Annotated in this window: 21 protein-coding genes; 6 read left to right on the forward strand and 15 right to left on the reverse strand. The window is 74.7% G+C overall.

From position 1 onward, the window contains the following. Nucleotides 1-287 precede the first annotated feature (287 nt). From ACVCAH_RS22225 to ACVCAH_RS22245, 5 genes are all read right to left on the reverse strand, one after another. Complete coding sequence (locus ACVCAH_RS22225) at nucleotides 288-965, reverse strand: maleylpyruvate isomerase N-terminal domain-containing protein (RefSeq protein ID WP_447138111.1); 678 nt, start codon at nucleotides 963-965, stop codon at nucleotides 288-290. Nucleotides 966-1,056: 91 nt separating this feature from the next. Beyond that, a complete protein-coding gene (locus ACVCAH_RS22230; protein ID WP_447138112.1) occupies nucleotides 1,057-1,458 on the reverse strand; it encodes a TFIIB-type zinc ribbon-containing protein in 402 nt (133 codons plus the stop codon). 19 nt (nucleotides 1,459-1,477) lie between these two features. After that, on the reverse strand, nucleotides 1,478-2,110 hold the full coding sequence (locus ACVCAH_RS22235) for a phosphoribosyltransferase (RefSeq protein ID WP_447138113.1): 633 nt from the start codon (nucleotides 2,108-2,110) through the stop codon (nucleotides 1,478-1,480). 83 nt (nucleotides 2,111-2,193) lie between these two features. Beyond that, complete coding sequence (locus ACVCAH_RS22240) at nucleotides 2,194-3,471, reverse strand: glycosyltransferase family 87 protein (protein ID WP_447138114.1); 1,278 nt, start codon at nucleotides 3,469-3,471, stop codon at nucleotides 2,194-2,196. A 120-nt stretch (nucleotides 3,472-3,591) separates the two neighbouring features. Beyond that, complete coding sequence (locus ACVCAH_RS22245) at nucleotides 3,592-6,111, reverse strand: putative bifunctional diguanylate cyclase/phosphodiesterase (RefSeq protein ID WP_447138115.1); 2,520 nt, start codon at nucleotides 6,109-6,111, stop codon at nucleotides 3,592-3,594. An 814-nt stretch (nucleotides 6,112-6,925) separates the two neighbouring features. Here ACVCAH_RS22245 and moaC point away from each other — a divergent pair. From moaC to ACVCAH_RS22265, 4 genes are all read left to right on the forward strand, one after another. Continuing rightward, nucleotides 6,926-7,417 (forward strand): cyclic pyranopterin monophosphate synthase MoaC, encoded by a 492-nt coding sequence (gene moaC, locus ACVCAH_RS22250; protein WP_447138116.1) that lies wholly within the window; start codon nucleotides 6,926-6,928, stop codon nucleotides 7,415-7,417. Beyond that, entirely contained in the window at nucleotides 7,414-7,884 is a 471-nt protein-coding gene (locus ACVCAH_RS22255; RefSeq protein WP_447138117.1) for a MogA/MoaB family molybdenum cofactor biosynthesis protein, read from the forward strand. The genes moaC and ACVCAH_RS22255 overlap by 4 nt, the downstream gene beginning before the upstream one ends. A gap of 109 nt (nucleotides 7,885-7,993) precedes the next feature. Continuing rightward, nucleotides 7,994-9,253 (forward strand): molybdopterin molybdotransferase MoeA, encoded by a 1,260-nt coding sequence (locus ACVCAH_RS22260; RefSeq protein ID WP_447138118.1) that lies wholly within the window; start codon nucleotides 7,994-7,996, stop codon nucleotides 9,251-9,253. Beyond that, a complete protein-coding gene (locus ACVCAH_RS22265; RefSeq protein WP_447138119.1) occupies nucleotides 9,250-9,678 on the forward strand; it encodes a molybdenum cofactor biosynthesis protein MoaE in 429 nt (142 codons plus the stop codon). Before ACVCAH_RS22260 ends, ACVCAH_RS22265 begins: the two co-directional genes overlap by 4 nt. Nucleotides 9,679-9,690: 12 nt before the next feature. On the opposite strand, the gene ACVCAH_RS22270 is transcribed toward ACVCAH_RS22265, so the two are convergent. Next, nucleotides 9,691-11,136, reverse strand: coding sequence for a glycosyltransferase 87 family protein (locus tag ACVCAH_RS22270; protein WP_447138120.1), 1,446 nt, complete (start codon nucleotides 11,134-11,136; stop codon nucleotides 9,691-9,693). Nucleotides 11,137-11,352: 216 nt separating this feature from the next. Continuing rightward, nucleotides 11,353-11,898, reverse strand: a complete 546-nt coding sequence (locus ACVCAH_RS22275) for a DoxX family protein (protein WP_447138121.1) — start codon at nucleotides 11,896-11,898, stop codon at nucleotides 11,353-11,355. A 133-nt stretch (nucleotides 11,899-12,031) separates the two neighbouring features. Here ACVCAH_RS22275 and ACVCAH_RS22280 point away from each other — a divergent pair, with 133 nt between their 5' ends. Beyond that, nucleotides 12,032-12,577 carry a GNAT family N-acetyltransferase gene (locus tag ACVCAH_RS22280; protein WP_447138122.1) on the forward strand — a complete coding sequence of 182 codons (546 nt, stop codon included), beginning with the start codon at nucleotides 12,032-12,034 and terminating at the stop codon, nucleotides 12,575-12,577. A gap of 10 nt (nucleotides 12,578-12,587) precedes the next feature. On the opposite strand, the gene ACVCAH_RS22285 is transcribed toward ACVCAH_RS22280, so the two are convergent. The 3 genes from ACVCAH_RS22285 to ACVCAH_RS22295 all read right to left on the reverse strand — a co-directional run bounded on the left by ACVCAH_RS22285 (nucleotide 12,588) and on the right by ACVCAH_RS22295 (nucleotide 15,539). Further along, nucleotides 12,588-13,829, reverse strand: coding sequence for an AAA family ATPase (locus tag ACVCAH_RS22285; RefSeq protein ID WP_447138123.1), 1,242 nt, complete (start codon nucleotides 13,827-13,829; stop codon nucleotides 12,588-12,590). Nucleotides 13,830-13,986: 157 nt separating this feature from the next. After that, a complete protein-coding gene (locus tag ACVCAH_RS22290; protein WP_447138219.1) occupies nucleotides 13,987-14,397 on the reverse strand; it encodes an LppU/SCO3897 family protein in 411 nt (136 codons plus the stop codon). 638 nt (nucleotides 14,398-15,035) lie between these two features. After that, nucleotides 15,036-15,539, reverse strand: a complete 504-nt coding sequence (locus ACVCAH_RS22295; RefSeq protein ID WP_447138220.1) for an LppU/SCO3897 family protein — start codon at nucleotides 15,537-15,539, stop codon at nucleotides 15,036-15,038. Between the two features lie 450 nt (nucleotides 15,540-15,989). Between ACVCAH_RS22295 and ACVCAH_RS22300 the strand changes: the two genes are divergently transcribed. After that, the gene (locus ACVCAH_RS22300; RefSeq protein ID WP_447138124.1) at nucleotides 15,990-17,018 is read left to right on the forward strand and encodes an EamA family transporter; all 1,029 of its coding nucleotides are present in this window, start codon (nucleotides 15,990-15,992) and stop codon (nucleotides 17,016-17,018) included. A gap of 264 nt (nucleotides 17,019-17,282) precedes the next feature. Here the strand turns inward: ACVCAH_RS22300 and ACVCAH_RS22305 are convergent, their stop codons facing one another. The 5 genes from ACVCAH_RS22305 to ACVCAH_RS22325 form a co-directional block, all read right to left on the reverse strand. Further along, the gene (locus tag ACVCAH_RS22305; protein WP_447138125.1) at nucleotides 17,283-20,474 is read right to left on the reverse strand and encodes a UvrD-helicase domain-containing protein; all 3,192 of its coding nucleotides are present in this window, start codon (nucleotides 20,472-20,474) and stop codon (nucleotides 17,283-17,285) included. A 61-nt stretch (nucleotides 20,475-20,535) separates the two neighbouring features. Further along, entirely contained in the window at nucleotides 20,536-21,780 is a 1,245-nt protein-coding gene (locus tag ACVCAH_RS22310; protein ID WP_447138126.1) for a metallophosphoesterase, read from the reverse strand. Between the two features lie 11 nt (nucleotides 21,781-21,791). Then, entirely contained in the window at nucleotides 21,792-22,067 is a 276-nt protein-coding gene (locus ACVCAH_RS22315; protein WP_447138127.1) for a MoaD/ThiS family protein, read from the reverse strand. Between the two features lies 1 nt (nucleotide 22,068). Beyond that, nucleotides 22,069-23,082, reverse strand: a complete 1,014-nt coding sequence (gene moaA / locus ACVCAH_RS22320; RefSeq protein ID WP_447138128.1) for a GTP 3',8-cyclase MoaA — start codon at nucleotides 23,080-23,082, stop codon at nucleotides 22,069-22,071. Further along, on the reverse strand, nucleotides 23,079-23,993 hold the full coding sequence (locus ACVCAH_RS22325; protein WP_447138129.1) for a fructosamine kinase family protein: 915 nt from the start codon (nucleotides 23,991-23,993) through the stop codon (nucleotides 23,079-23,081). Before ACVCAH_RS22325 ends, moaA begins: the two co-directional genes overlap by 4 nt. Nucleotides 23,994-24,249 lie beyond the last annotated feature (256 nt).

A 24,249-nucleotide genomic window follows, 5' to 3' on the forward strand; every position in this document is an offset into this window, starting at 1 on the left:
TCCTGTGCCATGTGCGCGAACTGCCCGGGCAGCGAGAAGGTCTGGAACATGACCAGGATCCCGAACAGCAGGACGAGGAAGACTCTGAGAGCGGCTACCGCCCGATGCTCTGCAAGCATGTATCGATCTTCACTCGCTACCTATCGAATGTCAATAGATTGGGCGGGTTTGCGAGAGCGTCGCGTTGCGGCACGCGTCGCGGCCGCCCGCCGTGCGGACGCCGCCCGCCGGGCCTGACCCGCAGCCCGCTCCGCCCGACGACCGGGCGAAATGCCGGCAGGGCGGGGTCAGCCGAGCAGCGGGAACCAGCCGGCGACCTCGCCGAGTTCGAGCCGGTCGCGGTCGTTGAGCGGGAGCCGCCCGGTCCCCTTGAGCAGGAACTCCTCGTCGCTCCAGCCCACCGGTCGGACCGCCTCGTCGCTGAGCAGGCCGTCCAAGGTGGCCACCGCGACCCGTACGGCGAGTTCGCCGGGCGGTGGCGCGTCGGGCAGGTCCAGCACCAGGTCGAGGTGGTGGACGACCGCCTCGGTCGTGAGCGTGGCGAGGAAGTCCGGCACCCGCAGCACGTGACCCTGGGTGCTGACGCAGCCGTCCGGGTCCGCCCGGCTGGCGGCGCGTACCGCGGCGGGGGCGGTGTCGCACCAGAGCCGGACGACGCCGGTGGGCCGGTCGAAGGCGGCCGCCGAGCGGCGGGCCCACCAGGCGTGCCGGGCGGCGGTGCCGTCCTCGTCACCCGGGAACGAGCGCCAGTAGCTCACGTCGTCGGCGGTGGGCGGGCCGTCGGCCGGGCTGGCCAGCGCGACCAGGGCCCGCTGGGCGTCGCAGAGGACATGGAAGAGCAGGTCGGCGACGAGCCAACCGCGGCACCGGGTGGGCCGTTGCAGGTCGGCGTCGTCGAGGTCGGCGACCACCCGGGTGATCCCGTCGTACGCCTGCGCCAGCGCGACGTGCCCGTGAGGCGTCATGGGTTGCAGCGTCGCACGACCGGCCGGTTTCGGCACGCGGCGCGGCGGTGCGACCGGGCCGGCGCGCGGCCGGCCCGGTCGGTGTCGTTGCTCAGCCGAACATCTCGTCGAGGAAGCTCTTGTGCTTCTTGCGCCGGTAGTGCCCGTGGTAGCCGTGGTGCTGCTGGCCGTGGCCGCCGTAGGCCGGGGCGGGTGCCGGCGGGTAGCCGTGCGCGGGCGGCGGGGGCGGGGGCACCGCGCCGTAGCCGGGCTGGTGCGGCGCGGGCGCGGGCGGCGGCGGGGGCGGCGGGTAGCCCCCTTGCTGGTGGCCCGGTTGGCCGGCCGGGGCGGCGGTCTGCTGGCGGTTCCAGTTGGCCTCCGCCTCGAACAGCTTCTCCAGTTCGCCGCGGTCGAGGAAGATCCCCCGGCACTCCCCGCACTGGTCGATGACGACGCCGCTGCGCTCGTACTGGCGCATTTCTCCGTGACACTTGGGACAGGTGAGGCTCATCACCCGACGGTACCCGGTCCGGTCACGCGGTCGCGGTAAGCGCCTCGGTGACCTCGTCGTCGGAGACCTCGTGGAAGTCGTCGTAGTAGGCGCTGACCGCCATGAACTCCGGCGGATGCTGGGCACAGATGACCTGGTCGGCCTCGGCGGAGAGCATCTCGTACGCCTCCTGTGAGCCGACCGGCACCGCGACGACCACCCGGCGGGCGCCCAGCCGGCGGGCGACCGCCACGGCGGCCCGGGCCGAGGCGCCGGTGGCTAGCCCGTCGTCGACGATCACCGCGGTGCGCCCGGAGAGGTCCAATGGCGGTCGGCCGGCCCGGTAGAGCCGCTCCCGGCGGTCCAGTTCGGCCTGCTCGCGGCGGGTGACCTCGGCGATGTCCTCGGCGCTGAGCCGGCTCGCCACCTGATCGTTGAGCACCTGCACCCCGCCCGGTCCGAGCGCGCCGAAGGCCACCTCACGGGCCCAGGGCATGCCGAGCTTGCGCACCACCAGCACGTCCAGCGGCGCGCCGAGCCGTTCGGCGACGACCTCCGCCACCGGTACGCCGCCGCGTACCAGGCCGAGCACGATGACGTCCGGTTCCCCGATCAGGGCGGTGAGCCGGTCGGCGAGCATCCGACCCGCCTCGGCCCGGTCGCGATAGGTGGTCATGTCTCCAGGTGTACGCCCTGCCGCCGCACTCCGCCCGCCAGTTGGCCGAACCGGCCGCCCCGAGGTGCCGCCGACCCGGCCGCTCAGGCGGCGTCGGGCTGCCGGCTGGCCCGTAGCGCGGGCGCCCAGACCAGGAACGCGATCGGGTAGAGCAGGTAGCCGAACCGGGTCGACGGCATCAGCAGGATTGCGGCCAGCAGCCCGTACCCGCAGACCAGCGCGGCGGTGGCGGCGCTGCGCGGCGGGCGGCGGGCGAGCCGGACGGCGATCGCCAGCCCGACCGCGACGAGCAGCGCGGCGGCGACCACCCGGCCGGCCGGCAGCGCGGTGGTGATCAGGTGCCCGGGAAACGGGGACTGCGCGGGGCTGGTGACCAGGCCGTGGCCGAGCGGGAAGCGGAGCACGTTCTCCACCAGCGCGTCCCGGTCGACCAGCAGCACGGGCAGCAGCGCGGTGACCGGCAGGCCGATCGCACCGGCCGCTACCCGCAGGCCGGCCCGGCGGGTCGCCCCCCAGATGACCAGGACGAGGGCGACCGGCCAGGCGAAGAGCTTCAGCGCGCCGGCGAGGCCGACCGCGATGCCGGCGGGGCCGGGCCGGTCGGCGGCGGCGAGGGCCAGCGCCAGCAGGCAGAGCGCGAGGACCGGCAGGTCGTCGCCGCCGGTGGCCAGGGTCAGGGCGCAGATCGGCAGTACGGTGGCGGCCTGCACGCCGCGCAGCAGCGCGCCGTCCCGCCGGGTGCCCCAGCCGTCGGGGCCGCGCAGCGCACGGATCGCCAGGGCGAGGGCGATCGCGGTGCCGACGGCGAACCACACCCGGGCATCGGTCCACCAGCCGTCGACGGCCGCCCGGGGCAGCCCGAACAGCGCCATCCCCGGCTGATACGGGGTGTAGCCGAGCAGTTGCTCGCCCGGCGGCAGGGCGGCGATCGCGTCGTGCCCGAGGTAGGGCGTGCCGGTGTCGACGAGCCGCCCGCCGGAGTGCTCGACCACCTGCACCTCCTCCTGCGCCCGGTCGGTGCGCCCCCCGGCCCGTTCCACGCTCTGGATGAGCAGCGGCAGCAGGGCGGTGGTGGCCCAGGCGAAGACGGTGACCGCCCAGCGTGCCCGCAGCCCGGTCAGCGCGGAGCCGGGCGACCGGCGGCGCAGCAGGAGTTGACCGGCTGCCGCGAGCGCGGCGAGGAGGTAGCCGACCGCGGCGACGCCGCCCCACGCCCGGTGCGGCAGGAGGGTCGAGGTGACGGCGGTGACCGCGGCGAACGCGGCGGAGACGGCGTAGAGCCCGACGTCGAGGGCGAGATCGCCGGCGGCGGTGTCCAGCGTCCGCCAGGCGGGGCGTCGGGCGGTGGGGGCGGCGGTCACGCGCGCCAGTCTGGCAGACCGCCGCCCGACCCGTCCCCGCCGTCGCCGGTCGACCCGGCCCGCGGCGGTGCCGCTCCCGGCCTCGGGGACGCGCCAGCTGCCGCGGGTGGCGAGCCGGTCTCAGGCCGGCAGGTGCCGGTCGGTGCGGGTCCGTCCGTTCTGCCGGCGGCCGGGCGCGAAGCGGATCACCGCGCCCGCGTCGTGCAGCGGCGGCGCCAGTGTGCCGGGACTGCCGCCGGAGCCGCGTTGCAGCGCGGCGAGGAGGGTGCCGGCCGGCATCGGCCGGCCGAAGAGGTGGCCCTGCCCGGCGGCGCAGCCGAGTTCCCAGAGCGCGCGGCGCTGCGGTTCCCGCTCGACCCCCTCGGCGACGACGGCGAGGTCGAGGCTGCGGCCGAGGTCGAGGGTGGAGCGGATCACCGCGGCGGCCTCGGCCGAGGTCTCCATCTCGGTGACGAAGCTCTTGTCGATCTTCAACTCGTGCACCGGAATGCGGGAGAGCAGGGAGAGCGACGAGTAGCCGGTGCCGAAGTCGTCCAGCGCCAGCCGGACGCCCTCGTCGCGCAGCCGGCTGAGCACCCGGTCGACCACGTCCAGCTGGCTGAGCGTCAGGGTCTCGGTCAGCTCCAGCACCAGCCGGTCGGGAGGCAGGTCGTGCGCGCGCAGCCGGGCCAGGACCGAGCCGGGGAAGCGGGCGTCGAGCAGGCTGCGCGGGGAGACGTTGACCGCCACCGGCACGTCGAAGCCGGCGTCGCGCCAACTGCCCGCCGCGATGAGCGCCTGGTCGAGGATCGCCTCGGCGAAGGCGGGGAGCAGGCCGGAGCGTTCCACCGCCTCCAGGAAGCGCAGCGGGTCGATCACGCCGTGGACCGGGTGGTGCCAGCGGGCCAGCGCCTCGGCGCCGGTCACCTCGCCGGTGCCCAGGTCGACGATCGGTTGGAAGTTGACGGTGAACTCCTGGTCGGCGACGGCGCGGGGCAGTTCGCCGCCGAGGGCCAGCCGGCCGAGGTCGGCGGTGTCGCGGGTGGGCGCGTACGTGGAGATCCGCCGGCCGGCGCGTTTCGCCTGGTACATCGCGACGTCGGCGCGGCGCAGCAGCTCGGCCATCCCGCCGCTGGCCGGCGCGGCCGCGATCCCGCCGCTGGCCTCCACGCTGATCCGCATGCCGTCCAGGTCGAACGGCTCGTGCAGCGCGCCGAGCAGCGCCTCGGCCCGGTGCGCGGCCACCGCGGGCGCCGGCAGCCCGCGCAGCAGCACGGCGAACTCGTCGCCGCCGAGCCGGGCCACCAGGTCGCTGTCCTGGGCGACGCCGCGGAGCCGGTCGGCGACCTGCACCAGCACCTGGTCGCCGGCGGCGTGCCCGAGGGTGTCGTTGACCTCCTTGAAGTGGTTGAGGTCGATCAGCACCAGGGCGGTCACCCCGTCGGCGTGCCGGGCGCTGAGCTGCTCGGTGCCCTGTTCGAGCAGGTGCCGCCGGTTGGCCAGCCCGGTGAGCGCGTCGTGCGTGGCGGCGTACGCGTGCTCGTCGGCGACCCGGGCCAGCTCGGCGTACGCCTGCGCGTTGCGCACCGCGGTGCAGAGCGCCGAGGCGAAGGTACGCAGCGTGTACTGCTCGCGTTCGGAGAGCTGCACCGGGCCGCGGAACCGCAGCAGGAGCACGCCGACGTCGACCGCCCGGTCGTGCCCCTCGAGCGCGGCCGGGACGACCGTGCCGTCCACCGTGGTGGGCTGGCCGGCCGGTCCGTCGTACGTGATGCCGCCGCCCCCGCCCCGGACGGTGCGGCCGTCGTCGCGTAGCTCGATCTCCACCTCGTCGGCGGAGAAGAGCTCGGCGGCCTGGGTGACCGCGGTGGTGAGGACCTTGTCCAGGTCGACCACGTTCAGCGCGTCGGTGGTGCGGGCCAGCCGCTGCCAGGCCTGCTGCTCGGTGCGGGTGCGGAACCGGGTGGAGTAGGCGAGGTGCAGGCTCAGCACCAGCGGCGGCACGGCGAGCAGGAGTCGGGGGTCCGCCTTGAGGATGAGCAGGGTGCACACGGCGATGACGTACCGCACCGCGTACCCGGCCAGCCGCAGGTCGACGTTGCTGCGGAACTGGCGGGAGATCGGGGTGTCGGAGGCCAGCGCGATGACCGGGATGGCGAGGAGTTCGTCCAGGAACACCGCGACGAGGTAGACGACGGCGAGCAGACCGGCCATCCGCAGCGCGTCGGCCGCCTGCCAGGCGGAGTCGAGCAGCGCGAGCGCGGACCCGGCGCCCCAGGCGACCACGATGTTCTTGCCGACGCCAAAGGCGATCTTGATCGGGGTGAGTCGGAAGGAGGCGATGGCGACGCCCACGCCGGTGCAGAGGACCACCCAGGGCGCGGGGGCGATGGCCACCCCGATGACGATCGCGGTCTCGTTCCAACTGATCAGGTGGCTGGTCGACCGGACGCGGATCCGCGCCTTGACGAGCGTGCCCACCGCGATCATGAAGACGAGCATCACGAGGGTGCCCACGTCGTTCTCGGACCGTGGTGCGGCCGACGTCAGGGCGAGCCGCAGCGAGTCCAGCGCGACGACCCCGGCGACAACGACGACGAGACCGACGAGCAGCCGCAGCTGCCGATCGGTCTCAGTGTCGCGTCGCCTGAAAAGAGTCACTCCACTCCCGGGTGACCGCCCGCACCTGATGGCAGCCTACCGCCGGAATGCCGGGAGAGCTCTGGACGATTTCAGCCCCAGTCGTTGCCGCGCATGCCCCTGCCCCTTCCGTTCACACGCGAGAGTCGCATTTAGCCGGACGTGTCGTCTGGCTGATGAAAGGCAGCTTAAGTGAAGAAGGGCATGGTTAGCAGTGATAAATGTCGGTATCCTCAACATTAGCTAATACAATGCCTATTGGTGACGTTCTGTTGACCCGATCTGCGCGGAGAGCATAGGGATGTTCTCTCCTTCGCAGTCGATCGGTCGCGCAATGTGCCGCTCGGCCCGCCGGCCCTCGGAAAGATGGTCCCCGTCTCTCCAGTGTGCGGGCAAGGCGCCGTCGGCCCATCGTCGTTTCGGCCGGTGTCGGGCCCTCCGGGCCGGCTCCGAGGTCCCGGGTGATCATCTCCCGACCCTGCTGACCAGCGGCAATGCTGCAACTTGCAGGAAGTGAGTTGCGTTCGGGTCCCGTGGTCGGCGAATTTGTGGAGATTCACGTGGTTGGCCACCTCCACCCCACGCGCGACATTCACGAACGGAACCGGACCCGACCGGTGAGCGCTTCTCGCAATGGTCGGTAACAGCTGGATGGCCGGTCGTCATCCGCGGGATGACGAACGTCGTTCGGCAAGCCCGTCGACGGCGCGGTTCCACCGCCGCCGAATCCACGGAATCCCACCACGCCTGAATGCCGAGCGGATTTGTCGTCCACTCCCGATCCGGTGCGCGGGTGCGGCACCCTGCTTTCCCGCCGCCCGATAGGCTCGCCAGCGTGACCGAACCCGCGCAGCTCACCCACGTCGACGCGGCCGGCGCGGCCCGCATGGTCGACGTCTCCGCCAAGCCGGTTTCCGGCCGGGAGGCCGTCGCCGCCGGCCGGCTGCGGACCACCCCCGAGGTGGTCGACCTGCTGCGCCGCGACGGGCTGCCCAAGGGCGACGCGCTCGCCGTCGGGCGGCTGGCCGGCATCATGGGCGCGAAGCGCACGCCGGACCTGATCCCGCTCTGCCACCCGATCGCCCTGCACGGCGTGACCGTCGACCTGGCTCTCACCGACGACACCGTGGAGATCACCGCGACCGCCCGCACGGCCGACCGGACGGGCGTCGAGATGGAGGCGCTGACCGCGGTGGCGGTGGCCGGGCTGGCCCTGGTCGACATGGTCAAGGCGGTCGACCCGGCGGCCACCGTCGACGCGGTCCGAGTGCTGCGCAAGACCGGCGGCAAGACCGGTGAGTGGCTCCGTCCGGCGGACCGGTCGTGATCCGCGCCCGGGTGATCGTGGCATCCAACCGGGCCGCCGCCGGGGTGTACGCCGACACCAGCGGCCCGTTGCTCGTCGCCGGCCTGCGTGAGCTCGGTTGCGAGGTGGCCGAGCCGCTGGTGGTGCCCGACGGCGACCCGGTCGGCGCGGCGCTGCGCGGGGCGGTGGCCGACGGGGTGGACGTCGTGCTCACCAGCGGTGGCACCGGCATCAACCCGTCGGACCGTACGCCCGAGGTGACCCGGGCCCTGCTCGACTACGAGATCCCCGGCATCGCCGAGGCGATCCGGGCACACAGCCGCGACCAGGTCCCCGCCGCCGCGCTCTCCCGCGGGCTCGCCGGCGTGGCCGGCCGCACGCTGGTGGTCAACCTGCCCGGCTCCACCGGTGGCGCCCGGGACGGGCTCGCCGTGCTCGGTCCGATCCTGCGCCACGCCGTCGACCAGCTCCGCGGCGGCGACCACTGACCGGTGGCGCCGCACCGGGCGGCGGCGCGGGCGGGTCGCGCCAGGGTGCGTACGAGCCGGGCGGCCGCTGACGGGACCATCCGGGGCGCCGCCCCGATAGGCTCGGCCGGTGAGCACGGAAACCGTATCGGCCACCGGTCAACCGGCCGCGCCGCCACCGGCCGACTGGGCGGAGGCCCGCGCCCGCGCGTACGCGGTCGGGCTGGCCGCCGCGCTGCCCGCCGTGAGCCGGCCGCTCGCCGAGACCGACGGGCACACCCTCGCCGAACCGTTGACCACCCGGACGGACCTGCCCGCCTTCCCCACCTCCAGCGTGGACGGCTGGGCGGTGCGCGGCACCGGCCCGTGGCGGGTGGTCGGGCGGGTGCTGGCCGGTGGCACACCGGCCCCGCTGGGCGAGGACGGGACCACCGTCGAGATCGCCACCGGCGCGATGGTGCCCGAGGGCGCCACCGCCGTGCTGCGGGTGGAGGAGTCCAGCCGTACCGCCGACGGCCTGGTCAGCGGCACGCCGCGACCGGCGCCGGAGTGGCGCGCGCCCGGCGAGGAGGCCTACGCGGGTGAGGAACTGCTCCCCGCCGGCACCCCCGTCGACCCGGCGCTGATCGGCCTGGCCGCCTCCTGCGGCCACGACGCCCTCGTGGTCCGGCGGCAGCCGCGGGCCGCCCTGCTGGTCTTCGGCGACGAGTTGCTCACCGCCGGCCCGCCGGCGGCCGGCCGGGTCCGCGACGCGCTCGGCCCGGCGGTGCCGGCCTGGCTGCGCCGCTACGGCTGCCAGGTGCGCCCGGCCGACGTGGTGGGCCCGGTGGCCGACACCCTGCCCGCGCACGTGGCGGCGGTGCGGGCCGCGCTGGCCGGCGCGGACCTGGTCTGCACCACCGGCGGCACCATGCACGGCCCGGTCGACCACCTGCACCCGACGCTGGCCGCGCTCGGCGCGGACTACGTGGTCAACACCGTGGCGGTCCGGCCCGGCTTCCCTATGCTGCTGGCCCGGCTGGTCGACGACGACGGCCGGGTCCGGTTCGTCGCCGGGCTGCCGGGCAACCCGCAGTCCGCCGTCATCGCCCTGGTCTCCCTGGTCGTCCCGCTGCTGGCCGGCCTGACCGGGCGCCCGATGCCGGTGCTGCCGCACGCCACGCTCGCCGAGCCGGTGCCGGGCCGCGGCGATCAGACCCATCTGGCGCTGGTCCGGCTGGACCGGGTCGCCGGCACCGCGCATCCGGTCCGGCACGTCGGCTCCGCGATGCTGCGCGGGCTGGCCGGGGCGGACGGCTTCGCGGTGATCCGCCCGGGCACTTCCGGCGAACCGGGTGACCGGGTGCCGGTGCTGCCGCTGCCGCTGCTGCCCGGGGAGCGTGCCTGGTGACCGCCCCGACGACGACCTACGGCGAGGTGACCGACCGGCCGCTCGACCTCGCCGCGCACGAGGCGGCGGTCGCCGACCCCCGGGCCGGCGCGGTGGTCTCGTTCCAGGGCGTGGTCCGCGACCACGACCACGGCCGCGCCGTGACCAGCCTGGAGTACGAGGGCCACCCGAGCGCCGAGCAGGTGCTGCGCGAGGTCGCCGCGGAGATCGCCGCCGACCCCGAGGTGTACGCGGTCGCGGTGTCGCACCGGATCGGTCCGCTCGCCATCGGCGACGTGGCCCTGGTCGCCGCGGTGAGCACCGCCCACCGGGCCGCGGCGTTCGCCGCCTGTGCCCGGCTGGTCGACGAGGTCAAGGCGCGGCTGCCGATCTGGAAGCGGCAGGTCTTCGCGGACGGCACCGAGGAGTGGGTCAACTGCCCCTGACCGGCCGGTCGTTCAGCGGCGGCCGGTCGTGGTGACCGGCCGGCCGAACCGGTCGGCGTAGAAGACCGGCTCCGCGCCCGGCCGCCAGGGCAGCGCGGCGACCAGCACGATCAGGGCCAGCGCCAGCGAGTTCTCCATCAGCGCGCCGAAGAGGCCGTCCTGGTAGTGCGAGACCTCGGGCAGCTGGTGCTCGTACGGCCAGATCGGCGAGACCACGAAGAGCAGGTAGAGCCCGGCCGCCGCCACCCCGTGCCGCATCCCGGTCAGCGTCGGGTACCAGATCGGCGGGCGCAGCCCGTTGACCCCGGGCAGCCCCCCGTACGACGACGCCTGCGCCGCCCGCGGGGTGAGGCCACGGCTGGCCTCCCGGCGGCGTACCGCGGCGTCGGCCAGCACGATGATCGCCGGGATGACCCAGACCAGGTGGTGCGTCCACGAGATCGGGCTGATCACGTTGGCGGTGAGCCCGACCAGGGTGAATGCGGTCAGCTCGTCGCCGTCGGCGTGCGAGTTGGCGGCCCGGGACAGGCCCACCGCCAGCATCAGCACGGCGAACGCGAGCCAGAGCAGGCCGGGCGTCTCGATCGAGTCGTAGAGGCGGGCGAGCAGGCCGGCCAGCGACTGGTTCGGCGTCATGTCCGCCGCGCCCACCCGCTCGGTCTGCCACAGCACGCTGCCGAAGTATGCGCGTGACTCGGTGCCGACCACGGCGAACGTCCCGATGGTCACGCCGACGGCGGTGCCGACGGCGGTCGCCGCCGCCCGCCACTGCCGGGTGATCATCAGGTAGACGATGAAGAGCGCGGGCGTCAGCTTGACCGCGGTGGCCAGGCCGATGCCGGCGCCGGCCCAGGCGCCGCTATAGACGAAGCGCAGCAGCGCACCGTCGCTGTCGGCGGAGTGGGTGCCCCGCCGGGACCGCCAGCGCAGGCCGATCAGGTCGGCCATGACCAGGGCGAAGAGCAGCAGGTTGACCTGGCCGTAGCCGAGGGTCTCGCGGACCGGCTCGAGCGCCGCCGCGAGCGGCACCGCGATGGCGACGGTGTACCAGAGCGGCCAAGCCAGCCGGTCGACGATCGGGCGCAGCAGCCCGGCCAGCACCACGGCCAGCGCCGCGAGGCTGCCCAGCGCGTTGACCAGCCCGGCCCCCGCGACCGGCAGGTGCGCCATCGGCAGCATGGCCAGGCCGGCGAAGGGCGGGTAGGTGAAACCCAGGGTGGTGCCGGGCGCGATGAATTCGTACAGCTCATGACCGCTCGCCCACCACACCACCGCGCCGTGGTAAATCTTCATGTCGAAGAAGTTGTACGGCCGCCCGAAAGCGCCGATGGCGAGCCATGCGGCATAGGCGACGGCGGCCACGACGCCGGTCCGTACGACTGTCCTACGATCGATCCCACGCGTTACGCGACGGACTGGGGCGAGGCGGTCCAGCCGTCTACCGACGATCGCCGGCATGGCGTGGCCACCCCCGTACCAAGGTCGTCCTACCCGTCCAGGTCCGGTACGGAGCCTAGAACGGCGCCTCACGTTAGTGCCTCCCGCGTTATGCGACCGTGTCCGATCCCACACATGTTTTTGACATTTCCACCGCGTTAACGCCTACCGAGTGGTTCAGGTGATTCGCGGCGTTGGGAGGGGTGAGGTCTGCTACGGGGGTGGTATAGACGCAGGTCAGCCGGGGAGTCGTCGGGCCGTCGAGGCGGACCGTACGGCGATCCGGGCCTCCCGGCGGGCGGTCCGGACGGCGCGTTGCACCGAACGTCGGGAGTGGCCGATGCGATGCCCGGTCCGCCACCGCAGACCCGGCTTCCCCTCGGTGTCGGCCGCCGCCAGCAGCAGCCCGCCGAACAGGCCCAGGTTCTTCAGGAAGTGGATCTGGTTGTTGTTCCGGGCCGCCGGGTCGTCGGTGCTCCACCAGGGATGCCCGGCGATGGTGACCGGGATCAGCGTGCCGGCGAGGACCAGCGCCGCGGGTCGGGCGAACTTCCCGGTGGCCAGCATCAACCCCGCCCCGACCTGGACCACCGCGTTGGCCCGGATCAACGTCTCGGTGTCGGTGGGGATGCGCGGGTTGGCCTGCTTGAGCAGTGGCGCCATCCGGTCCGTCACCGGTTTCGCGGCGGGCGCGAGCCGCTCCGGGTTGGCGAAGTTGCGGGCCCCGCTGACCACGAAGATGCCGCTCAACATGGCCCGAGCGAGGGAGCGTACGGGTTTCATGGATCAGTCATACCCCGTCGCGGGCACGGCTACCCCGGCAACCGCCGATCCGATCGGCCGACGTGGACGTCACGCCACGCCGATTCGAGCGACCGTCGCTGATGGACCGGCCCCGACGGGTAACGTCCCCCGCGTGACCACGCTGCGCCTGCGCCCCGAGGATCCGGCCGATGTCGGCCCGATCCACCGGGTGCTGGCCGCCGCCTTCGCCCGCCCCGACGTGACCACTCCGCCCGAGGTGGAGCTGGTCGACGAGCTGCGCGGCAGCGACGTCTGGGTGCCCGAACTGGCGATGGTGGCCGAGTACGGCGGCGAGGTGGTCGGCTACGCCCTGCTCACCCGGGTGCGGGTGCGCTCCGACGAGCACACCGAGCCGGCGTTGGCCCTCGGGCCGGTGGCGGTGGCTCCGCACCGGCAGCGGATCGGGCTCGGCTCGGCGGTCGTGCAGGCGGCCCTCGACGCGGCCACCGAGCTGGGCGAGCGGCTGGTGGTGGTGCTCGGCGCCCCGGCGTATTACCGGCGGTTCGGGTTCGTCCGGGGTGACCGGATGGGCCTGACCAGCCCGTGGTCCGGGCTGGGCGAGCCCTGGCAGGCGCTGGTGCTGCCGCCGGCCACCAGCGGGGACGGTCCGCCGCCCCGGGGCGAGGTGCTCTTCCCGGCGGCCTGGTCCCGGGTCTGACCGGGCCGGGTCAGACCGGCTGGGTGCGCAGGTACCGGCCGAAGTGCGGGACGGTGAAGGCCACCGTGCCCCGCTCGCCGGAGTAGATCAGCCCCTTCTTGATCAGCGCGTCCCGGGCCGGGGAGAGGCTGGCCGGCTTGCGGCCGAGCGCCCGGGCGATCTCCGCGGTCGGCACGGCGGCGTCCATGTCGTCCCGGCCGCCCCCAGACGTCTCCCCCTCGACCAGCGAGAGGGTGGCCATGGCGCGCATGTACTCGCGCTCGGCCGGGGTGGCCCGCTCGAACCGGGAGCCGAAGAACCCGACCGCCAGCTCCGCCTCCGCCTCGGGCGCGGCCACCCGCACGTCGGCGGCGGTGATCGGCGAGCGGGGGGCGTGGTCCCAGGTAGCCTTCCCGTACGCCTGCACGAAGTAGGGGTAGCCGCCGGACTTCTCGTAGAGCAGGTCGAGCGCCTTCTGCTCGTACTCCACCTCCTCGCGCTCGGCCGGCGCGCAGAGCGCCTGGTCGGCGGCGATCCGGTCGAGCCGGTCGATCCGCTGGTAGCGGAAGAGCCGCTCGGAGTACGACTTGGCGGCGCTGAGCACGGCCGGCAGGTGCGGCAGCCCGGCGCCGACCACGATCAGCGGCGCGCCGAGCTGGGACAGCTCGTGGCAGGCGGCGCAGAGCGCGGAGACGTCCTCCGGGCCGAGGTCCTGCATCTCGTCGATGAAGACGGCGATGCCGGTGCCGACGTCGCTGGCCACCCCGGCGGCGTCGGTGAGCAGCTCGACCAGGTCGATCTCGATGTCGCCCGAGTCGGCCCGGCCGCTGGCCGCGGGCACGTCGATGCCGGGCTGCCAGCGGTCGCGCAGCTTCGGCGCGGCACCGCCCCGGCCGGCCGGCGCGGACCGCTGGGCGAACGCCTTGAGCACCCCGAGGAAGGTGTCGATCCGGTCGGGGGCGCGGTGTCGCGGGGCCAGTTCGCGGACCGCCATGTGCAGCGCCGCGGCGATCGGGCGACGCAGCGACTGGTCCGGCCGGGCCTCGATCTTGCCGCTGCCCCAGAGCCGGTTGATTGCCTGCGAGCGGAGCGTGTTGAGCAGCACGGTCTTGCCGACGCCGCGCAGCCCGGTGAGCATCAGGCTGCGTTCGGGGCGCCCGCGCGCGATGCGCTCCAGCACGATGTCGAAGACGTCCAGCTCGCGTCCCCGCCCGGCGAGTTCGGGCGGACGCTGGCCGGCGCCCGGGGCGTACGGGTTGCGGACCGGATCCACGCATCGCACAGTATCGGGCCGTCTAGCTGCGAGGCTAGACATCCGTAGATGGGCCTACCGCGTGTCGCGCGCTTGATCTGACCGGCCGGAAGCCGCCTCGACCCAAAACTAGGGCTGTCTAGCGTTCACGCTAGACAGCCCTAGTTTTCGCGATTCGCTATCGCTTCCGGAGGCAGAGCACGTAGTCGAGGAGGTCGACCGAGTTGTCGTGCACGTAGTGGGCCGTCGACCGCGGCGCCCGGGTCTTGCACTGGTCGGCGTCGGTGGTCGCCGGGAGTCGCAGCAGCACCTCGTACGTGTTCGGGCCGCACGGCACCTTGCGCAACTCGGCGTCGTCGTCGGTGCCGTCGTTGACCACGCAGTCGCCCTTGGCGTAGTCGTCGTCCTCGCTCGGGCTCGGCTCCGCGGTGGACGGGTCCGCGCTCGGCACGTCGGTCGGCTCGAGCGGTGCGCTCACCGACGGGGATGGCGCCTCGTCCGGGTCGTCGTCGGCGGCCTGCCACACCGCCCACCCGGCCAGGCCGAGGCACGGGCAGAGGACCAGCAGCACGACCAGGCCGATGATCAGGGCGATCTTCCCGCCACCGCCTCGTTTCGCCGGCGGGGCGGGCGGCATTCCGTACTGCCCCGGTGCGGGCGGCGGGGCGCCCCACTGGCCGGCGGCCGGCGGGGTCGGCTGCGGCCCGGCCGGCGGGAACGGCCCGGGCGGCGGCGGGTAGCCGGCCCCCGACGTCGGCGGCGGATAGCCGGCCCCGAACGTCGGCGGCGGGTAGCCGGCTCCGGAGGTGGGCGGCGGGTAGCCGGCTCCGAGGGGTGGCTGACCCGGCCCCGGGGTCGGCGGCGGGTAGCCGCCGGCAGGCGGCGGCTGCGACGGATCGGCCGGCTGCTGGGCCCACATCGGCGCGGTGGGCGGCTCGGCTCCGCCGGGCGCGGGCTGACCCCACTGCGGCACGGTCGGCTGCTCCTGGCCGCCGGCGGGCGGTTGACCCCACTGCGGCAGGGTGGGCTGCTCCTGGCCGCCCGCGGGCTGACCCCACTGCGGGACGGTCGGCTGTTCCTGGCCGCCGGCCGGCGGCTGGTCCCACTGCGGCACCGTCGGGTCGTCGGGGGGCGAGCCCTCCGGCCCGGTCGCCGGCCGCTGCGACGGGTCCTCCGGCTGGCCGGGTGGTCCGTAGGTGGTCATCTCTCCCCCAGGGGTGCGGTGGGTCAGCGCTGCTTCAGGCAGAGCACGAAGTCGAGGGTGTCCAGCTCGCTGTCGAAGAAGTACCAGTTGGTGTAGCCGGTCACCTTGGCGCACTTCGCCTCGGCGTCCCGCTCGCCGCTCGTCGCCCCGTCGAAGCGGCGCAGCACCTCGTACGTCTTCGGGGCGCAGTCGCTGATCAGCAGCTTGGGCTTGCCACCGGGCGGCCCCTCGTTGCGGACACACTGGCCGGCCTTGACGAACCGGGGGTCGGCGGACGCCTCCGGGGCCGGCGCGCTGGGCGGCGGCGCCGCGGCGGTCGGCTCCGCGCCCTCGGCGGTGGCCGAGGCGGTGCCTCCGACGGCGGTGGTCGGCGCCGGGGTGTCGTCGTGGCCGAGCAGGTAGAGCACCGCCGCCCCACCACCCAGGACGAGGACCAGCACGGCCGCCAGCACCGCGATCAACGGGCCGCGGGAGCGCCGGCGCTCCGGGGGCGGGACCGGTTCTCCGGCGTACGGACCGGCCGGCACGCCGACGTCGGGGTAGGAGGCGTACGACTGCTCCGCGGGCCGGTACGGGCCGGCGCCGTATCCGGGCTCGGTGTATCCGGGCTCGGTGTATCCGGGCTCGGCGGCATATCCCGGCTCGGCGGCGTACCCCGGCTGGCTGGGGTAACCCGGCTCGGCGGGACGGTACGGCCCGGACCCGTACCCGGTGCCGGGGCCGTAGGACGGCTCGGCGCGGCGGTAGGGGTCGGCGTACGGCTGCGCCGGCCCGTGCTGCGGGTGGCGGCTCTCGGACTCGTCCCACCCGTGCCGGCGGCCGGCCTCGTACTCCTCGTCGGGCCCCCGCCCCCGCCACGGCTCCGGGGATGCGCCCGGTGGTCCGTAGTTCGCCATGCCGCCCTCCTGAACCAGTGGTGAGAGGCCGGCCACCAACGAGGGACGCCGACGCCCAGGCCACCGTAGCGTGGACCACCAATGAGCTCACCTCCGCCAAGTGCGTCCCCGCCCAACGGCCCGGTCACCCGGCCCGGGCCGACCGTCACCCCGGGTCACCCCGGTGTCGCCGCGCCCGCGCTGATCTGGACCGCGCTGCTGCTGGTCTACGTCCTGTGGGGCTCCACCTATCTCGGTATCCGGATCGCCGTGGAGTCCATGCCGCCGCTCGCCTCGGCGGCCGCCCGGTTCGCCGCGGCCGGTCTGGTGCTCGCGGTCGTGCTGCGCCTGCGCCGCGGGCCGGGGGCGCTGCGGGTCGACCGGCGCCAGCTCGCCTCCGCCGCGCTGGTCGGCGTGCTCCTGCTCGCCGGCGGCAACGGGCTGGTGGTGCTGGCCGAGTCCGGGCCGCCCGGGGCGGCGGTGTCGTCGGGCATCGCCGCGCTGCTGGTCGCCACCGTGCCGTTGCTGGTGGTGCTGCTCCGCTCGGCCACCGGCGACCGCCCCCGGCTCTGGACGCTGGCCGGGGTGAGCCTGGGCTTCGTCGGGCTGGTGCTGCTGGTGCTGCCGACCGGTGGCGCGGACGCGGTGCCGATCGCCGGGGCGCTGACCGTGGTCGCCGGGGCGACCTCCTGGTCGGTCGGCTCGTTCCTGTCCGGCCGGATCCGGATGCCCAGCGACCCGTTCGTCGCCACCGTGTACGAGATGTTCGCCGGCGCGGCGGTGCTCGCCCTCCTCGCCGTCGGCCGGGGCGAGCTGCGCGGCTTCGACCCGGCCACGGTCACCACCCGGTCCTGGCTCGCGCTCGGCTACCTCATGGTGGCCGGCTCGCTGGTCGCCTTCACCGCGTACGTCTGGCTGCTGCACCACGCCCCGATCTCGCTGGTCTCGACGTACGCGTACGTGAACCCCGGGGTCGCGGTGGCGCTCGGCGCGCTGCTCGCGGCGGAGCCGATCACCGCGCAGGTGCTGCTCGGCGGCGCGGTCATCGTGGCCGGGGTGGCCCTGGTGGTGAGCACCGAACGCCCACGCCGGCCGGTCGACGGGGCGGCCCCGGAGCCGGCGCGCCGGTGACGCCCGCCGGCCCGTGGCTGGCCATGCTGCTCGCTTGACGCCCTTTCCGCGCCGTAGCGGCGCATGGTCACACCCGGCGAGCCGGGGCGCAGCCGGGCCCGATCCAGGCTGGCAGCCGTGAGCGTGTGGCGTCTCCGGCCGGGTGGGGGCACAGGCTGCGGAAAGCGTCATGCCGCTGCGGCATATTTATGACACTCCGGCATACCCGCGCACCGGACTCTGCCTCCGTCCGCCTTGCCGCCGGCGGCAGCCGTAACGTCCGCGTCAGATCAGCCGGAGCTGGCGGTCCTTGGGGCGGCGGGGCTCGGCGTCGCCGAAGCGTTCGAACAGGCCGGGGTCGATGGTGTCGAGGAACGGGGACGGGCGGCACTCGCGCTCCGAACCGTGCCGACTGCGGCGCGCCGCGTGGCTGACGTAGAGCCGGTCCTGGGCGCGGGTCAGCCCGACGAAGAAGAGCCGCCGCTCCTCGGCCACCGCGTCGTCGTCGGGTTCCGTGCCCGGCCAGCGCAGCGGCAGCAGCCCGTCCTCGCAGCCGACCAGGAAGACCACCGGGAACTCCAGCCCCTTGGCCGCGTGCAGGGTGAGCAGGGTGACCGCCTCGGCCCGCGGGTCGAGCGCGTCCACCTCGGCGCCGGTGGCCAGCTGGGACAGGAAGAGCGGCAGGTCGTCGCCGCAGCGCCGGGCCAGCGGGGTGAGCAGGTCGACTGCCGACCAGACCTCCTCGGGCCGGACCGCGCCGGACCCGTCCAGGGTGGGCGCGGCGAACCGTTCGGCGAGCACCTGACCGGCGAGCCGCACCCGGGCCGGCAGGCCACCGCCGAGCCCCCCGGCGTGCCGCAGTTCCCGGGCGATGGCGGCCACTCCGGGGCGGTCCCGCAGCCGGTCGTGCGAGCGCTTCTGCACCGGGATGTTGGCCCGGGCCAGCGCGTCCACGATCGGCGCGGCCTGCGCGTCGGTGCGGTAGAGCACCGCGATGTCGGAGAAGGAGAGCGACGTCGACCGGCCGTCGATCCGGCCCGAGTCCAGCGACCGGTGGGAGAGGCCGCCGACCAGCTCGTCGACGGTGCGTACCACGAAATCGGCCTCGTCGGCGACGGAGGCCGCCGGGTAGCGGCCGACCAGCGGGGCCTCCGGATCGAGCCGGGCCGGGTCCAGCCGGCGGCCGCGGACCAGCGACGACGGCGCGATGGCCTGCACCGCGGCGGCCAGGATCGGCGCCGACGAGCGGTAGTTGCGGTTCAGCCGGACCAGCCGGGCGTCGGTGAAGTCCTGGGAGAAGCGCAGGAAGTAGCCGACGTCGGCGCCGCGGAACGAGTAGATCGCCTGGTCCGGGTCGCCGATCGCGCAGAGGTTGCCGTCGGCGGGGCTGAGCAGCCGCAACAGCTCGTACTGCACCGCGTCGACGTCCTGGTACTCGTCGACGAAGATCCACCGCCAGCGGTCCCGGTAGTGCTCGACCAGCGCCCGGTCGTCGCGCAGCAGTGCGACCGGAAGGGTGAGCAGCTCGTCTAGGTCGACCAGACCCTGCTTGCGCAGCAGCGCGGTGTAACCGGCCGGGTCGTCACCGGCCTCGGCGCGGGCCGCCGCCCGCTCGGCGTCGTCGGCGATCCGGAAGTCCACCGGCAGCCCGGCCGCCGCCGCGTTCTCCCGCAGGACGGCCAGCCCGAGCGAGTGGAAGGTGCCGACGGTGACGTCCTCGGCGACCGGGCCGAGCAGGCCGTCGAGGCGGTGCCGCAGCTCCTCGGCGGCCCGCCGGGTGAAGGTGATCGCCAGGCAGTGTTCCGGGAAGACGTTCAGCTCCGCGCAGAGGTACGCGATCCGGTGGGTCAGCGTCCGGGTCTTGCCGGTGCCCGGTCCGGCCACGATGAGCAGCGGCCCGCCCGGCGCGGAGGCGGCCACCCGCTGCATCGCGTCGAGCCGGTCCAGCAGGCCGGTGCCCACCTCCTCCATGCCGGCGAGCATCGGCTCGAACGGCTCGTGCGGCGACGGCGGCGGGGCGATCGGCGGCGGCGGTGGGGCGGTCTTCCGCTTCGGCTCCGCCTTGACCGCCGCCGGGCGCTTGGCCCGGGGTTTGGCCGGCGGTTCCGCGGGCTTCCGCTGCGCCGGCACCGGTACGTCGAACAGCGTCTCCGCCTGCGTCCCGGTGACCGGTCCGCGCAGCTCGGCCGGGTCGAAGAGGGTGATCACGCCGTACTCGCCGTCGTAGCCGGGAACCCGGCGCACATCGCCGCGGCGCAACCGGCCGATCCCCTCGGCGAGCACCTCCCCGCCGATCCGCTCGATCTCGTCCAGCGGGGTCCGGGTGAGGATCTCCAGCTCCGGGCCGAGCGCGGCGAGCAGGTCGTTGAGCTTCCCCTCGACCTTCTTGGACCGGGCGCCGACCTTGTTGATCTCGCCTAGGATCTCGGCCAGCGGCACCAGGTGGGTCACCTCGCGGGCCTGCTCGGGGCGGTGTCCGGCCGGCCGGTCGGCCAGCTCCTCGACCCGGCTGAGCACGCCGACGGTGAGCGGCTTGCCGCACTCCGGGCAGCGCCCGCCGGCCGCCCGGGTCCGCTCGGGCGACCAGTTCACCCCGCAGAGCCGGTGCCCGTCGGCGTGGTACTTGCCCTCCTCGGGGAAGAACTCGATGGTCCCGGCGAGCCCGTCGCCGGTGCGCAGCGCGTCCCGGACGGCGAAGTAGTCGCGGGCGGTGGCGAAGACCGTCGCCTCGCGGGCCAGCGCCGGCGGGGAGTGCGCGTCCGAGTTGGAGACCAGCCGGTACGCGTCCAGGCTGCCGACCCGCCAGTTCATCTCCGGGTCGGAGGAGAGGCCGGTCTCCACCGCGAAGATGTGCTCGGCGAGGTCGGCGTAGCAGTCGGCGATCGCGTCGAAGCCGGACTTCGAGCCCAGCGCAGAGAACCACGGCGTCCAGATGTGCGCCGGCACCAGGTAACCGTCGGGACTCGCCTCAAGGGTGATCTCCAGCAGGTCCCGGGAGTCCAGGCCGAGGATCGGCCGGCCGTCGGAGCCGAGGTTGCCGATCCGGCCGAGCGCGGTGTTGAACCGGGCCACCGCGTCCAGGTCGGGCAGGTAGATCAGGTGGTGCACCTTGCGGGTCCGGTCGTCCCGCTTGTAGATGGTGGAGATCTCCACGCTGAGCATGAACCGCACCGGGTCGCTCTCGGCCTCGCTGGCCAGCCGGGGCGGCAGCCGCCGGGCGATGTCCCGCTCCGCCTCCGGGCTGAGCCGGTAGAGGCCGGGCTCGGCCGGGTGCAGCGTCTCCCGCAGGTGGTCGTACCAGGCGGGGTGGGTGAAGTCGCCGGTGCCGAGCAGGCCGATGCCCTTGCGCCGGGCCCACCAGCCGAGGTTCGGCAGGGTCAGGTCACGGCTGCACGCGCGCGAGTACTTCGAGTGGATGTGCAGGTCCGCGACGAACGGCGGGAGGCCACCGGGGGGTGCGGCGCTGAACGGAGGCACGCCGCATCCTGCCACGGCGCGCCGCGCCGCCGCGCGCCGCCACGCTCGGGCGTGAAGTGCGCTATGCCGAGCGCAGCTCGACGAGGGTGATCTGCGGTTCGGCGCCGACCCGGACCGGCGGCCCCCAGAAGCCGGCGCCGTTGGTGACGTACACCTTGGTGCCGTCGACCTCGCCGAGGCCGGAGACCACCGGCTGCTGGAGCTTGACCAGCAGGTTGAACGGGACGATCTGGCCGCCGTGGGTGTGCCCGGACAGTTGCAGGTCGACCCCGAACTTCGCCGCCTCCACCGCGGCGACCGGCTGGTGGGCCAGCAGCACCACCGGTCGGGACGGGTCCCGGTCGCCGAGCGCCGCCGCGTAGTCGGCCGGCGCGGCAAGCCCGGTGCCGGCGGCGGTGACGTCGTTGACCCCGGCCAGGTCCAGTACGCCACCGCGGGCCTGGATCTCCCGCCGCTCGTTCTGCAGCACCCGCAGCCCCAGCCGGTCCAGCTCCTGCACCCACTCCTCGACCCCGGAGTAGTACTCGTGGTTGCCGGTGACGAAGTAGCTGCCGTGCCGGGAGCGCAGATCCCGCAGCGGCGCGGCGGCCTCGCCCAGCTCGGCGACCGAGCCGTCGACCAGGTCACCGACGACCGCGACGAGGTCGGCGTCCAGGCGGTTGATGGCGGCCACGATCCGCTCGGTGTGCGCCCGGCCGCGCAGCGGCCCGAGGTGGATGTCGGAGACGGTGGCGATGCGCAGCCCGTCCATGCTGCGGGGCAGCTTGGCCAGCGGGATCCGGACCCGGTCCAGCTGCGGCGGGCCGAGCGCGGTGCGGACGCCGTACCCGGTGAGGCCGGTGGCGGTGAGCCCGGCGAAGATCGCCGCCCCGCGGGCGAGCAGCAGGCGGCGGGCCGGGTCGTGGTCGGGCTGGCCGACGGCGCCGGCGGCCGGCGGGTCGGCCGGGCCCGCCGCGCCGACCAGGACCGGCTCGGGCGCGGCGGCGGTCGGCTCGGTCGCGGCCACCCGGCGGCGCGACACCAGCCGGGTCACCAGCATCGGCACTTCCAGCGCGACGAGCAGGACCAGCAGGTAGAACATCACCGCGAGCCAGAGGTAGCCGGGCCACGCCAGCCAGTAGAGCCCGGCCTGGGTGCCGACCATGGTGGCCGGCACCAGCAGCGCCAGCACGAGCACGGTGATCCCGCCGACCCGTCGCCAGCGGCCGGGCACCGTGGTGTCCCGGACCAGCCGCTTCCACAGGTAGAGGTGGATCAGGCCGGTGACCAGCGCCAGGGTCCCCACGAACCCCAGGACCGCGAGCATGTGCGCCTCCCTCAGCCGCCCGCGAAGGGGGGCAGCACGTCGATCGTGGCCCCGGCCGGCAACGGCACCTGACGATCATGGCAGGCCACGCCGTCCACCAGGAAACTCGCCGCCCGCAACACGGCGGCGAGCTGGTCACCGTGCCGCTGCGCCAGCTCCGTGACGAGGTCGTCGAGGGTGCGCCCGGCGGGCGCGGTCTCCTCGGTGCGGCCGGCGGCGGCGCGCGCTCCGGCGAAGTAGCGCACGGTCAGCGGCGCCGGCCTGGCCGGCCGGCTGGGGTCGGTCACGTCAGCCTCCGATGGCCGACATCGGCCGGGCGGGTTGCAGGAACGTCGGGTCGTCGATGCCGTGGCCGGCCCGCTTGCCCCACATCGCGGTGCGCCACCGCCGGGCGATCTCGGCGTCGTCGGCCCCGGCCCGCAGCGCCCCGCGCAGGTCGGACTCCTCGGTGGCGAACAGGCACGCCCGCACCTGGCCGTCGGCGGTGAGCCGGGTCCGGTCGCAGTCGCCGCAGAAGGGCCGGGTGACGCTGGCGATCACGCCGACCCGGACCGGGCCGCCGTCGACCAGCCAGGTCTCGGCCGGTGCCGCGCCGCGTTCGGCCGGGTCGGGCCGCAGGTCGAAGACGGTACGCAGGGCGGCGAGGATCTCCTCCGCGGTGACCATCGCGGACCGGTCCCAGCCGTGCTGCGCGTCCAGCGGCATCTGCTCGATGAACCGCAGTTCGTAGCCGTGGTCGAGGGCGAAGCGGAGCAGCGCGGGCGCCTCGTCGTCGTTCACGCCGCGCATCAGCACCGCGTTGACCTTCACCGGGGTGAGCCCCGCCTCGACGGCACCGGCCAGGCCGGCCAGCACGTCGGCGAGCCGGGGCCGGCGGGTCAACCGGGCGAACCGGTCGGCGTCGAGGGTGTCCAGCGAGACGTTCACCCGGTCGAGCCCGGCGGCCCGCAGCGTCGGGGCGAGCCGGCCCAACCCGATGCCGTTGGTGGTCAGCGAGATCCGGGGGCGCGGTTCGAGCGCCGCGACCTCGGTGACGATGTCGACCAGGCCGGGCCGGATCAGCGGCTCGCCGCCGGTGAAGCGCACCTCGGTGACGCCGAGGTCGCGCACCGCGACCCGGACCAGCCGGACGATCTCCGCGTCGGTGAGCAGTTGCGGGCCGGCGAGCCAGGGCAGGCCCTCGGCCGGCATGCAGTAGGTGCAGCGCAGGTTGCACTTGTCGGTGAGGGAGACCCGCAGGTCCCGGGCGACGCGGCCGTACCGGTCGACGAGGAGGCCGTCGGTCGGCCGGGCGGCGGTCACCTGTCGACGGTAGCGCGCGCGAGCCCGCCGAGGGCGGCCCGGGCGGCCCGGGTGACCGCATCGCGGTACGCGGCGCCGAACAGGGCGGTGTGCACGAGCAGCAGGTGGAGCTGGTGCAGCGGCACCCGGTCCCGCCATCCGTCGGCCAGCGGCCACGCCTCGTCGTAGGCGGCGAGGATCCGGTCCAGGTGCGGCGCGCCGCCGAAGAGAGCCAGCTGGGCCAGGTCGGTCTCCCGGTGCCCGCCGTGCGCCGCCGGGTCGACCAGCCAGGCCCGGTCGTCGGCGCCCCAGAGCACGTTGCCCGGCCACAGGTCGCCGTGGATCCGGGCCGGCGGCTCGTCGCCGCCGAACTCGCCGACCCGGTCGGCCACCTCCTCGACCAGGGCGACCTCGGCGCCGGTTAGCGCACCGCCGTCGACCGAGCGGCGCAGGTACGGCAGCAGCCGGCAGCGGGCGAACCAGCTCGACCACGGGCCGGGGTCGGGGGTGTTGTCCGCCGGGAGCGCCCCGATGAAGCCGGTCCAGTCGGCCCCGAAGGCCGGCGCGCCGGCCCGGTGCAGCCCGGCCAGCTCGCGGCCGAAACGCTCGGCCGCCTCGGCGCTCGGCTCGCCGGGCTCGACCCACTCCAGCGCCAGCAGCTCCGGCAGCACCACGAGCACCTCCGGTACGGCCACCGTGCCGGCCTCGCGCAGCCAGCGCAGGCCGGCGGCCTCGGTGGCGAAGAAGCCCTCCGGCACCGGCCGTCCGGCCCGCTCCGGCCAGGTCTTGGCGAAGATCGAGTGACCGTCGTCCAGGGTCAACCGGGAGGCGGCACAGATGTCGCCCCCGGCCACCGGCGTCTCCCGGATCCGCTGGTGGGTCAAAAAGGTCGGCAGGTGGGACGGGTGCGCCCGCAGGTACGCCAGGTCCATGAGCGCAAGGTAGTCGCTCGCCACCGCCCGCGCGCCCGCCCGCCCCGGATCGCGTCCGGGTCGCCGCGGGTTCCCTGCGGATCTTGGAAGATTTCGGCCCCTCCAGGGGCCGTTTCCCACCAAGATCTCGCGGAACCGGCGCTGGGGACAGGTGGCGGATCGAGGTGAGCAGGGTCAATACGGTGGGTAGCTGTGGACGAACGGCGTGTCGTCCACAGGGGCTGCCGGGCCGGGTCGCCGGATCGCAGCCTGCGGG

It is taken from the genome of Micromonospora sp. LZ34, assembly GCF_052981855.1.